Raw genomic sequence first — 14,054 nt, 5'->3', positions numbered from 1 at the left:
ATTATCTCTTAAAAATATTTAGATCAGCATCAGCTGTTCCTAGTCGTTTTCCTTTATGATCAAAAACCTTCCAAATCCCACCATTGTGCGCTGGAGCAACTTCAGGGCTGATATATTTGTTGCCCTTTTTAAATACCGCCTGACCATGACTGTTAAATGGAAATTCTTTAACTCGCTTATAACCCAATTTTTCTGCTGCTTCAGCAGCTAACTGTGTAGATCCAAATATACAATTAGCATTATGCACCCATACATTTGCATCACCTGCAAAGTAAGTATGATAACCTTCAACCTCCAAATTATAAGTGGTTTCTACACGATCTGTTGCAAGCAATGAAACAAATTTAAGTACGTGATTATTGGCATCTAAAAGTTGGTCACCTTCTTTTAAATCAATACTTTCAACCCATTTTTTACCTACAACCCAGAAAGGATGGTCATCCGAGACTTCAATAACAGTTTGTTTACCTTGAGCATCCTCAATCGTTAACAAATAAATACGACGGTTAGGTACAACAAACACTCGACTTACTGGTTTATATGCAACTTCACCATTTTCTTCATTACGTGCAAGAATCAAATCTCCAACGTTAATATCAACAATACGTTTATAGCCCTCTTTTGTTAAAACAGGCGTATCATCATCAAAACAGCCACAAGGCGAACGGTTCAAAATACTCAATACAGAACCAAATACTCCTTGCAATTTTTGAGCAGATCTTACCCCAAAAGAACCATTGAAGAAACCAAAAGCCACTCCAAGTGTTCCCCCCAAATATCCAGCAGATTCTGGCCAAGGTACGATACCCAGTGACAATTCACTATTAAATGCTTGTAATTCATTATTAATTACAGCCAACCCTTCTGCCCTGTCTTCTTCACTTAACGCTAACTTATCTGGAATCGTTCTTGGATCATCAAATCCAGAAACATTATTAGAGTTCGAAGAAAATAAATTAGCATTGATTTTAATACCATTATAATCAAAACTATTAAACTCTAATTGGTTATTCTCATAGGAGAATACTATTTTATAATTATTATTACCATTTAACCCTATATATGGCTGTATTGTATTTTGTCCATTTTGAGCTCCACCTATTCCTTGATTATTAGGATTATTCCCCGCACCTACTTCAAAACCACAATTTCCCTTACTTGCATCACACAGGTTCCATTTATCCATTACCGAAACTATAGCCTTTCCGGTGTCAGTAAAGGCTTTATCTATCGCCTTTCCAGCACTTTTTAAACCAATTGCACCTAATGCCCTACTGAATAATCCATACCCACTCGGGTCTAAAAGTGTCCCAGGATTATTCCTTACATACGCATAACGATTATAACCCTGCGTGTCATCTGCCCCATCAATGTTTGGATCTGCACTTATGAATCGTCCAATTTTCGGGTCATAAACTCGACCATTCATATGGATTAAGCCAATATTGTCTAACATCTCATGTGCAGTATAGCCCCGAGAACTTTTTTCTCCGTTGATCTCTACTTCACTTTCACTGCCATTAACATTGCGACGTTTGCCCCAAGGGTCATAACTTAAGCGCTCAATTGGATTACCTGCCGAATCTGTAATTACCTCAATCGAACCCAAATGATCATTATGGAAGTAACGGTATGGTCCTGTTTTATCAATACCAGCTGATGCACTATTTGGTGCCACACCCGTATTATAGGCGCTACCTAAATCACCTGTTGGTGCTACACCTTTATCATTAGACACATAGCTACCAATAGCATCTCCATTGGCATAGATGTAATGCGTATATTCAGTCGTTCCATTTGGTAAGTAAGTCTTCTCAAATGTACCACCAGTATCTATACGTGGGTTGATATATACTGTCGTTGTGGTTTTTCCATCTTCAATACTGGTACGTCTTACACGCTGATGATTTGCATCATAAAGAAAACTTTCAGAATCACTGCCCTGCTGAATGCTTATAGGCATATTAAAGCTATTCCAGCTATAAGCTTGTTCTTTTGCAGGGGTATAATCTAAATTTGAGGTTTTTTGAGTAATATTCCCAATCGCATCGTAGTTAACCGATGTTGTTTGTCCTTGTTGATTCACAACCGTCTTTAAGCGATTGATGTTGTCATAAGTAAAAGCTTCATTATTTGAAATACCTGCCAGGTTTTGGTTACGATTGGTCAAATTTCCAAGCGCATCAAAAGCGTAGCTATTTTGTTGTATTGAGAAATTTCCAGTATTAATTGAATCAATAAAACCTGTATCTGGTTTATAACTTCTTGTGGTAATCAACCCATTACCCAGTGTTTCCTTTGTTACATTACCACGCGCATCACGCTCATTTGCTGTCCAATACAGTTGGTTTCCTGCAATACTTCTTACTTCTTTTAAATAACCGTTGGTATCGTAAATATTACGATACCCAAACCCTGTTGGGTATGCATAAGCTAAAACACGCCCTGCCGCATCATAATTCCATTTATTGATAAAGTTTGTATCACCTGCACCTTGCGCTTTAGGATCGATACTTTTACTGGTCGTACTTTGGTACGGTCGGCCAAAGCTGTCATAGGCAAAAGTTTGTACAAAACCGTTGGTTGAACTTACCTGTGCTATTTGCCCTTTACCATTGGCACTGGTATCCCATTTCCACTCCGATACCAAATCGGGTTCAGTGCGTTTGATTAATCGACCTAAGTTGTCGTATTGGAAGGTCGTTTGTTGTCCTTTCCCATCTTGTTGCCAAATAGGTTGACCAAGCACATTATAACGATAATTCCAGGTTCCTAAGTTTGGATCAACTTGCTGAAGTTTATTGCCATTTTTATCCAAAGTAAGAACAATATTACGCCCTATTGCGTCTGTCGTCTGGGTTAACCGACCTAAAGCATCTCGCTTGTATTTTAAGCTATTGCCGTCATGATCTATAATTTCAATTGTTTCATTGGCGATATTTGATCTTTCAGTACGTTTTTGTTGTTTTGCATTGGTCATGGTTACTTCAAGACCATTGCGATTGTATGTTGTCACCTGATTGCCCGGTGCAACAATTTTCGTAACACGACCTAATGCATCATACTCAACCACGGTCCATTGTAAGTTACCATACCCTACATTACTCAATGTCGGCTCACTACTGCGGTATAAACGACCCGATGCATCATATTCATTGCGGACAATAACATCATTCACATTGTCATAAGCTTTTGTGATCGTTCTTCTTACATTTCCAAGCGCATCCTTATAAACAATGACTGATGCATTCAACGCTATCGTAGTCGTAATTTTATAATTTTCGCCTGTTTCACATGCCCTGGAGTTTGAACCAATACTTACAAACGTTTTACATAACTCATAGCTAACATCTGTTTGCGCACCACCTGCAGGTTTACTTGAAATAACTCGACCCAACCCATCAATACTCTGAGTACTGGTCACCCCATTAATATCGGTAGTACTGAGTAATTGCCCCGTCGTTGCATCATAAGTAAAGCTTGCTTGTTGCCCCAAATCATTGCTTTCTTTAGTTCTAAATACCCCAGCAGGATAACCATTGCCAGCTTCATAAGCCGTTGTTACACTTTTTGAACCAATGCCTGTATCCGCAGCACTGCCTGTCCCGCTGACTGTAACTTTTATCGGATTACCATATACATCATATTGAAAGTCAGTTTGCACTTTGAATGCGAGATCTTCAGGCTCCGAAATGGTTTTTTTTATGCGCTGTTTATCATCATATTCAAACGCATCTTTTTTTACAATTGTTGCCTCACCCGTGCGACTGGTAGTTACTATCCGCTCTGCAACCAGTCCTGGTTTCCAATTAGCCAGATCATTTGCTGTGTAATTTGCGTTTACTTTAGTGCTATGAGTGGTATTTCCATCTGCACTGATGGTTTGTACTGTTGATTCTAATAAATTCCCAAATACCTTTTCATAGCTATTTGTATTTATGCTCCGTGAAATAAATTTCCCAAGATCATAATTTTCTGTTGTTGTCGTTTTTATCCGTGGAAATTTAACACCACCCAAAGGATAAGCACTATCACTGACAAAATCTGCATCTGCAACAGTAACTTTGGAGACTAATGCATCATTGACTTTGTTTACGATAGATTTGGGCATGCCTAAAAAATCAACGTTTTGATTAAATATTGTGTCCGACTCAGTAGTATTGGTAATATTATTTCCAGATATGTTTCTATTATAAGATTCAGTTTTTATATTCTTACGTTCGAAGCCTAAATATTTTCCTTCTTTTACGTCAACGCGTGGAGAGAAAAAGTTATAACTTATTTTTGATCCAACCACGCCATTCAACAAATTTATTATATTATCAACCACCAACATTGGAGCTTCTGTGCTTCGCACAGGAAAAGGCTTTTTCTCTACAGAATCTGGTAACTGTACCTGGTTCTTATATCTAATATTAACTTTTTTACCATCTCCCTGATCAACACTTGACAACAAATCCTGAAACTCAGGATATGGCGCTAATTGTCCTACAATTAATTGATCCGCACTGCTTTTCTTGATTATCCGCGAAGTAAATGAATAGGCATAAGCTTTGCCATTTGATCTTGAACGCGCAAGGATTAAAAAAGCTGCATCTGGATATCCATCAAGGTTGAGATCTAAATTTGGTTCAGGAATAAAGCTCAACATATAGTTTTGAGAAGTAACATTTGATGGCAACCCTGATACTGCATATAGTGCCTGCACCAAGCTATTATTTGGTGGTTTACTCCATCCTTTCATAGAGTGATTAAAGGTTTCATAAGTTTTATTATAGCTTAATAAATGCCCAATTAAATTAGGTTCATCAACCGTAGTATAGCGATATAAGTCAACATAGCCATCCTGATTAAAATCAGAAAATATTGGTCTTGAGAAGTTCTCCGCCCATGCGGTGGTTGACCACCCTGTGGTATTTATTGTATATGGGCTAGTTTCAGTTAATGCTTGTTTTTCATAGCTATCATTCCCCTTTGAAAGTATAGGGAGGAATTTTTCTTTAAAATGGGTGTCAGTACTATTTGCTATACTTAAACGCTCCACTTTAGACAAGACAATATCATCTAAACCATCTTTATTATAATCGACCACAGAGAATTCATAGTCTTTGTAACTTTGACTCTCTGTCCCTTGTATAAGTGTATATTTAGTACAAACAGCGTTATTATTAATAATAACACCATTGAAATAACATAACTGCAGTCCATCATTATCAAAATAATAAAATTTTACTTGTGGGCTTTTATATGCTTTTGAAAAACTACCAATCAACATATTGGCTCTAAAGTCTGGGCCAATTTTAGTTTTTAACATATTGATTGAATCACTATCTACAGGAATACTTTTTGAACTTGTTTTATTTCCTTGTAAATCCAACTCAATAGTATCAAAACGGATTGTATTTGCATCAATAAATTTAAATTCTAAATCCAGTATGCCATCTTTATTCGTATCTCGAACTGCATGGTCTGCTAAAGGAGCTACAGAATTAATAATGTTTTCCAATACTTTAAAGAAAGTAAATTGACGTTTACCTGATTGATTAAAGGATGAGATATATTCCACTAAAGAAACATTATTTGATGCATCTTTACCATAAATCACCAGATCTGAGATTTCGTCACCATTAACATCCATGATAATTGGCTTCCACTCTTTAAAACTACCAAAGAGTGGATGATTCAAAGTAATCTTTCCTTGACTATCAAGATTAGAACTGTTCGCATAAATTTTTAAATCATTTCCTTTAATACTCAAAATTTTAAGATTTTGAACTCGGCTATTTTTTACATCATTCAGCCGAACAGTCTGTATTTTTTCACTTAATGGTAAATCCTCAAGAACCGATACCCCTGGGACCAACCCAGATGAGAAATATAACTTATCACTCCCATAAGAGCTCCATTGTAACTGCGTCGGAACAATACAGTTTTTATCTGCACCACTTACACTACAGAAATCAATGCTTTTTAATCGTACTTTATTCGCTTGTGTATCATTAATATCTTCATAGTTAAATCGATATTCTCCTTTAATTACATTATTAACTTTCAAATTCAGCTTTGAAAGTTTTTTATCTGAAATTATTGTGCTTCCTTCATTATAAGCCACTGATTTTTCAAAAAAGTTTCGATCCAAATATTCAAAATCAATTGAGTTTAGAGGAGAAGCCCCATTTGTATTACCCGTATATTTAATGCTTTTAGGATACAACCCATCTGTTTTTTTATCTTCCAGATATTCAATGCTCCAATAGTTTCCATTCACATCTTTTTGAGAAGTTAAACCCCAAATATAAGGTAATTCAAGTAATAGTCCCCCATACTTTTCATTTTCATACTGCCCTTGAGCATTTTTTTTATTAATTTTAAGAGTTTTTGCGTATTCTTTAACTATGCCGTTTTTCTGCGTTACAACAAACTTTTCGATAGCTCCATTAGTTCCAGCTTCTAAAACCATTTTTATTTTGGAAAATTCATCATTTTCCAAATGAAATTCCACTTGACTGCCATCTGTTACATTTTTTGTTACAATTAATCGCTTTCCATCCAAACAAAAGTTTGAATTAGCAAATGGGCTTGTAGGTTGATATGATGGTGGTCTATAATATTCACTAGAAACTGCAGTCGGTGTACTTATATAACCCTCTTTCGACATGCATCGAGAAACTGCAGAAATTCCATTTACAGACCAACCCACTCCTAAAATACCATCAGATGATTGACCGCTATAATCCAGCGTTAATTTTGGTGTAAAACCATTGATGGATGGTGGAATTTCAACTGGAATGGAATAATTCAAAACGCCAAGATCGCTAACACTAACATCCCCATCCAAACTTGCTGAAATTTCTGTTTCAGCTGCCATCGCCTGGTTCATCAAAAATAATGATACCACCAGCAGTTTATATTTATACATTTTCATTACCTACATCTTCAATCAATATATTTCAGTACGCTATTAAGAACCAATTCTTATTATTCATCATCCAAGATTAAACTTAAGATCGATGCCAGCCATTCTAAATCAACGATTTCCGAACCATCCGCATTGGTGCCTGTCATCGTCAATCTATTTCCCATAGCATCATAGGTATAAACTACTTTTTTACCGCTGCTATAAATGATTTCGATCAACCGACCAAAACTATCATATTTATAATCGGCTGTCTCAGCATGAACCTGAAAATGGGCACAAAACGTAATTAAAAGCACTAAAAAAATCTTTTCCATTTGACGACTCTTTTTTATTTTCTAATTAATAACATGTTAATATCTTCACCATCCCCCAACATATGCCTTCTATATACCAAAAATCAATCCATCAGCATCCCGCACATGTATCACGGATACTTTTCCGAAGTAATCAGACGCATATGCCTGCCCCCAGAAGAACGGCTGAAACCAAAGCACTACTATTTTTTTCATTCTTATGACTCTTTACTTTCATTAAAAATATTCTTATAAAATACACAATTTTATAAAAAACCACAATACCAATACAAATATTTCATAATTAACCAGAATACTGTTTAAGTTGCTGTTTGCCTAAGCCGGATCATCGGCTTGTATAGAGTTTTGCTTTGTCTCCTGACTGATTCATAATTAAATGCAACTTACAGCCAAAGAACCAGCCCATTGAGCTTTTACCGCGCGTTGCAATCACGATCATGGATTTATATCGTTGAATCCGCTGATTTTTACACACAGGTAATGTTGTTGAATCAATCCATAGATAATGACTTTGATGATCTTTCATCAATGCATAATACAAGGCATGTAAAGTCAGTTGGTGTGTATTGATCAAATAAATCATGCGCTGGTAGCAAGGTAAGCTTTTGAACAAATGAGAATAGTTATGTTTCAGTGCTGCAAAGAATGCTTTGAAATTATTGAAGTGGACTGCTCCCAGTATCCTGGACACGAGACAGCCTCATTTTGAAGCTGCCTCAAATGCTTCTGGGCTCATCCCATCAAGATGCGAATGACGTCTGATTCGATTGTAAAACATCTCGATATAATCAAACACATCTGCACGGGCCATTTCTCGAGTTTTATAGATTCTCTTTTTAATTCTTTCCTTCTTCAGGCTGCTGAAAAAGGATTCAGCAACGGCATTGTCCCAGCAATTTCCGCGACGACTCATACTCGGAACCAAATTATGCTTCTGACAGAATTTCTGCCAGTCTGCGCTGCTGTATTGTGAGCCCTGGTCTGAGTGTATGATCACAGGTTCATTGGGTCTGCGTCGCCATACTGCCATTAAAAGCGCATCCAATACGATATTCCTGGCAAGCGTAGGTTTCATTGACCAACCGATAACTTTTCTCGAATATAAATCAAGAACCACAGCCAGATATAACCAGCCTTGCCAGGTGCGAATGTAAGTTATATCAGTCACCCAGGAGGTGTCAGGTGTGTTTACGACAAACTCTCGATTTAAATGGTTTGGTGGAACAATCTGAGGACGACCGTGACTATGGCTTTTATGCTTCTTATATCCTCGAACAGCGGTAATACCATTGTTCTTCATGATCTTCAGCACACGATTAGGTCCACAGCTTTCACCCAGCTCTTTAAGATCCAGCGTGATGCGACGATAACCATAGATGCCATAACTGGCATCATAAGAAGAACGGATGAGCTGTAATAATCGCTTATCTTCAATAGTCCTGCCTGATTCAGGTTCATGCAACCAAACGTAATAGCCAGCACGGGCAATCCCAAGAACCCGACACATCGTTTTAATCTTAAATTGATGGCTGTATTCAAGAATAAACTGATACTTTACTCGGGCAGGCTTGCAAAGTACCTTGCGGCCTTTTTTAAGATATCCCGTTCCTCTTCAGTCTGTTTAAGCTGACTTTTAAGACGCAGGATTTCTTTCTTTGCCTCAAGCAGTTCATGTTCATCCGGGTTGCTGCGTAAAGGCTGTACTGCCTTTAGCCATTTATAAATGCTGTGCTGTGATACCCCTAAACGTTCTGCGACATCAGTGACAGAATATCCACGTTCAGTAATCAATTTAACAGCTTCATCTTTAAATTCCGGGGTGTATCGTTGTCCGCTCATAATGTTCTCTCCTATGCAAAAATAATAGACGATATTTGTCCAGGAGAGTGGTGGCAGTCCAATAATAGACGATATTTGTCCAGGAGAGTGGTGGCAGTCCAGTTATGTGATTAAAAAACTAGGGGCTGTAGTAGATTAGCTTTGTGATAGTCTACTTTTATGAAGAGAGCCCAATGTGTACTAGCTCAGAGCAAGCTATTTGAGTTTTTTATTGCTGAAGTAACTGCTAGAACTGCTGCTGATTTACTTGGGATACAACCTAATTCTGCAGCATTGTTCTATAGTCAACCTGTCAAAAAACCCATACACGTAAATATAATTTCTCTTAATTAATATTTTCAATCAAATCAATCGTATGATGAAATAAATTGTTCGATTATAAAAAAGCTTTTATTGCCACATTTTGCTTTGAAGGCAGCGCAAGTCCGCCCAACAGCGACATCCATGTCGCCCTACAGTAAGACAATCACTTATGATTCAAAAGTAAAAAAACAATTGATAACCGATAATTTCTAAAAGTTCATACAAAAATATAGGTTTCATTTATAATCAATAGTTTGAATAAAATCATATGTGTGAATAATTAGGCGGTTTGACTATACCTTTCTCAGTTCTGCAGATCAATCAGGGGATCTTAACTCAGGGAAAGTACAGTCACATGATATAAAAAAAGACGCCCTCAGGCGTCTTTTTTTCAGCTTTTCAGCTTAGAACTGTTCTTCGTTGAGTGCCTGAGAGAAGGCCTGATCAACTTCAGAGAAGTCATTTACCAGCTCATGTTCAGCAGCTTCTGCTTCCTGACGGCGGCGTTCCAGGTGATACGCAAGACCCGTACCGGCCGGAATCAGACGCCCCACTACAACATTCTCTTTCAGACCACGCAGATCATCTTCCTTACCTGTTACAGCGGCCTCAGTCAACACACGGGTTGTTTCCTGGAACGATGCAGCAGAAATGAACGAGTCTGTAGACAGTGAGGCTTTGGTAATCCCCATCAGCTGACGTTCAAACTTCGCAGGGAACTTGTTCTGAGCCAGTACTGCCTGGTTCTCCTCAACTACACGGATGTAGTCCACCTGTTCACCCTTAATGAAGCTGGTATCGCCACCATCGGTAATATCAACCTTACGCAGCATCTGACGTACAATGACTTCAATGTGCTTATCGTTGATTTTTACACCCTGGAGACGATAAACGTCCTGAACTTCATTGACGATATAGTTGGTTAATGCCGCTTCACCTTTCAGACGTAAAATGTCATGTGGGTTCTGCGGGCCATCAGACACGGTTTCACCACGGTTCACATGTTCACCTTCGAACACGTTAATGGTACGCCATTTCGGAATCAGTTCTTCGTAAATCTCCGAACCATCATCCGGGGTAATCACCAGACGGTTCTTACCTTTGGTTTCCTTACCGAAGCTCACCACACCAGAAATTTCTGCAAGAATTGCATGCTCTTTCGGTTTACGCGCTTCAAACAGGTCAGCTACACGTGGCAGACCACCGGTAATATCACGGGTACGTGAAGATTCCTGTGGTACACGGCCAATAACATCACCCACACCGATGGTTTCACCATCACGCACTGTTACAATCGTGTTCTGTGGCAGGAAGTAGAACTGCTCTCCACCCTCAGCCGTATCCAGTACAATTGCCGGACGCAGATCCTTACCGGATGCAGGCCGGGCTGTCACAGGCAGAATTTCAACCGTGGTCATGCCGGTTGCATCATCTGTTTTCGATGTTGCAGTGACGCCATCAGCAATCTGACTGAAACGTGCCTTACCGGCAACTTCCGTGACCAGTGGATGTGTATGCGGATCCCATGTCGCCACGATACCGCCTGCTTCCACAGCTTCACCGTCCTTCAGCAGGATGGATGCACCGTATGGCAGTTTATAGCGTTCACGTTCACGACCCAGGTCATCTGCAATACCAATTTCACCCGAACGGGAAACCGAAACCAGATGCCCTTTGGCATGCTGTACGGTTTTCACATTGTGGAAACGTACTGTACCCTTGTTACGGACCTGTACGCTGTTTGCCGCAGACGTCCGGCTTGCAGCACCACCCACGTGGAAGGTACGCATGGTTAACTGAGTTCCCGGTTCACCAATGGACTGAGCTGCCATGACACCGACGGACTCACCCGGATTCACCTGATGACCACGTGCCAGGTCACGGCCATAACATTTGGCACAGACCCCGAAAGTCGAAGCACAGTTCACAACGGAACGTACCCGGACTTCATCGACACCGGCTTCTTCAAGATAAGCCGCAATTTTTTCGTCAATCAGTGTATTGCGTGGCAACACCACTTCATCTGAACCGGCACGGGTTACATCTTCAGCAGTCACCCGACCCAGTACTCGTACACTTAACGATTCAATGACATCGCCGCCCTGAATCAATGGAGTCATCACCAGGCCTTCTGTGGTACCACAGTCAGGCTCAGTAATCACCAGATCCTGCGCCACATCGACAAGACGACGGGTCAGATAACCGGAGTTCGCTGTTTTCAATGCCGTATCGGCCAGACCTTTACGGGCACCATGTGTTGAAATGAAGTACTGAAGTACAGTCAGGCCTTCACGGAAGTTGGCCTTAATCGGTGTTTCAATGATCGAACCATCCGGTTTCGCCATCAGACCACGCATACCGGCCAGCTGACGAATCTGCGCCGCACTACCCCGGGCACCGGAATCCGACATCATGTAAATACTGTTGAATGACTTCTGTTTTTCATCCACACCCTGTTTGTTTTTCACCGTGGTGAAGGACAGATTGTCCATCATCGCCTTGGCAACCTGGTCATTGGTACGCGCCCAGATATCAACTACTTTGTTGTAGCGTTCGCCGGCCGTTACAAAGCCCTGCTCAAACTGCTGTTCAATTTCACGAACTTCAGTTTCCGCTTTTTCAATGATAGCCTGTTTCTGCGGTGGAATGACCATGTCTTCCATACCCACGGAAACGCCGGAGCGTGTTGCCTGACGAAAACCGAGATACATCAGCTGATCGGCAAAAATCACCGTGTCTTTCAGCCCCAGTTTACGGTAGCAGGAGTTGATCAGTTTGGAGATGTTCTTTTTAGTCATCTCAAGGTTGATCTGCTGGAAATCCATCCCTTCCGGAACAACTTCCCACAGTAAGCAACGACCCGGTGTGGTTTCCACAACAATGGTCTGATGCTCGCGTTCACCCTTTTCATTGATCACCGTCTGATGGACACGGGCTTTAACACGCGCATGCAAGTCAACCTGACCGGTTGCCAGCGCACGGTTGACCTCTGCCGTATCCGAGAACACCATACCTTCACCTTTGGCATTGACGGCATCACGGGTGATGTAATAAAGACCCAGTACCACGTCCTGAGACGGCACGATGATCGGTTCACCATTGGCAGGCGACAGAATGTTGTTGGTCGACATCATTAACGCACGTGCTTCAAGCTGTGCCTCAAGTGTCAGTGGCACGTGCACCGCCATCTGGTCACCATCGAAGTCGGCGTTGAATGCAGCACAGACCAGCGGGTGCAGGCGGATTGCCTTACCTTCAATCAGAATCGGTTCAAATGCCTGTAAACCCAGACGGTGCAGGGTTGGCGCACGGTTCAGCATCACCGGATGCTGACGGATCACGGACGCCAGCACATCCCAGACTTCTGAGGTTTCACGTTCCACCATTTTCTTGGCTGCTTTAATGGTGGTTGCCTGGCCTGAGGCCTGCAGTTTCGCAAAAATAAATGGTTTGAATAACTCAAGCGCCATTTTTTTCGGAAGACCACATTGATGCAAACGTAAATCCGGGCCAACGGTAATCACCGAACGACCGGAATAATCGACACGTTTACCCAACAGGTTCTGACGGAAACGACCCTGTTTACCCTTGATCATATCCGCCAGTGATTTCAACGGACGTTTGTTGGAACCGGTAATGGCACGACCACGACGACCGTTATCCAGCAGCGCATCCACAGATTCCTGCAGCATCCGTTTTTCGTTACGCACAATAATATCCGGCGCAGCCAGATCAAGCAGGCGTTTTAAACGGTTGTTACGGTTAATCACACGACGATAAAGATCGTTCAGGTCAGAGGTCGCAAAACGACCACCTTCAAGTGGAACCAATGGGCGCAGATCAGGTGGCAGTACAGGCAGTACATTCATCACCATCCATTCCGGCTTGTTGTTCGACTCTTTAAAGGCTTCCATCAGCTTCAGACGCTTGGATGCTTTTTTCAGCTTGGTTTCTGAGGTTGTGTTTGGAATCTCTTCACGCAAACGGGAAATTTCCGCTTCCAGATCGATATCCTTTAACAGGTCCTGAACCGCTTCCGCGCCCATCTTGGCAGTGAACTCATCACCGTGTTCTTCCAGCGCTGTGAAGTATTCTTCATCGTTCAGTAACTGGTACTTTTCCATAGGCGTCATGCCAGGATCCGTCACCACATAGGATTCGAAATACAGGACACGCTCAATGTCACGTAAAGTCATATCAAGCAGCAGGCCAATACGCGATGGCAGTGATTTCAGAAACCAGATGTGGGCAACCGGTGAGGCCAGTTCAATGTGACCCATGCGCTCACGACGGACTTTGGCCGTAGTGACTTCAACACCACATTTTTCACAGATTACGCCTTTGTATTTCATACGCTTATACTTACCGCATAAGCATTCATAATCCTTTACAGGACCAAAGATTTTGGCACAGAACAGACCATCACGTTCCGGCTTAAATGTCCGGTAGTTAATGGTTTCTGGCTTTTTCACTTCACCGTGAGACCACGACTTAATCATTTCCGGTGACGCAAGACCAATACGGATACGGTCAAATTCAATAGGTGCATGACCGTCTGAATCCGTCTTTTTACGCATGATATCGAGCAAGTCTTTCAATTTTTTTCTCCGTGTGCCAGAAAGCTCATCACTCTCCGGCTGGGTCACAAATATTGTTTTTAACTGAAAAATTCCCTGCCT

At 41.0% G+C, this 14,054-nt stretch carries 4 protein-coding genes and 2 pseudogenes; 1 reads left to right on the top strand and 5 read right to left on the bottom strand.

Features of this window, described 5'->3' with window-relative positions; genetic code table 11:
• Position 1: 1 nt before the first annotated feature.
• From ACT6PV_RS01395 to ACT6PV_RS01380, 4 genes and pseudogenes are all read right to left on the bottom strand, one after another.
• Positions 2-6,919: a polymorphic toxin-type HINT domain-containing protein gene (locus tag ACT6PV_RS01395; protein ID WP_445114734.1), complete on the bottom strand. Its 6,918-nt coding sequence runs from the start codon at positions 6,917-6,919 to the stop codon at positions 2-4.
• Positions 6,920-6,978: 59 nt separating this feature from the next.
• Complete coding sequence (locus tag ACT6PV_RS01390; RefSeq protein ID WP_445114733.1) at positions 6,979-7,233, bottom strand: RHS repeat domain-containing protein; 255 nt, start codon at positions 7,231-7,233, stop codon at positions 6,979-6,981.
• Positions 7,234-7,579: 346 nt separating this feature from the next.
• Positions 7,580-7,903 (bottom strand): annotated as a pseudogene (locus tag ACT6PV_RS01385) (transposase); the annotation flags it as partial.
• Positions 7,904-7,933: 30 nt separating this feature from the next.
• A protein-coding gene (locus ACT6PV_RS01380) for an IS3 family transposase (RefSeq protein ID WP_445114732.1) occupies positions 7,934-9,072 on the bottom strand; the annotation gives its coding sequence in 2 pieces (ribosomal slippage) (positions 7,934-8,814 and positions 8,814-9,072; 1,140 coding nt in all).
• Positions 9,073-9,231: 159 nt separating this feature from the next.
• Here ACT6PV_RS01380 and ACT6PV_RS01375 point away from each other — a divergent pair.
• A pseudogene (locus ACT6PV_RS01375) lies at positions 9,232-9,354 on the top strand (IS1595 family transposase); the annotation flags it as partial.
• A gap of 425 nt (positions 9,355-9,779) precedes the next feature.
• Here ACT6PV_RS01375 and rpoC read toward each other — a convergent pair.
• On the bottom strand, positions 9,780-13,973 hold the full coding sequence (gene rpoC, locus ACT6PV_RS01370) for a DNA-directed RNA polymerase subunit beta' (RefSeq protein ID WP_445114731.1): 4,194 nt from the start codon (positions 13,971-13,973) through the stop codon (positions 9,780-9,782).
• Positions 13,974-14,054 lie beyond the last annotated feature (81 nt).

This window comes from Acinetobacter sp. WZC-1 (genome assembly GCF_052544965.1).
This window is presented reverse-complemented; position numbering and strand designations above follow the sequence as displayed.

Bases quoted from the DNA above. Each gene is read 5' to 3' on its own strand.
- ACT6PV_RS01395 (WP_445114734.1), bottom strand. From the start codon at position 6,919: ATGTATAAATATAAACTGCTGGTGGTATCATTATTTTTGATGAACCAG.
- ACT6PV_RS01390 (WP_445114733.1), bottom strand. From the start codon at position 7,233: ATGGAAAAGATTTTTTTAGTGCTTTTAATTACGTTTTGTGCCCATTTT.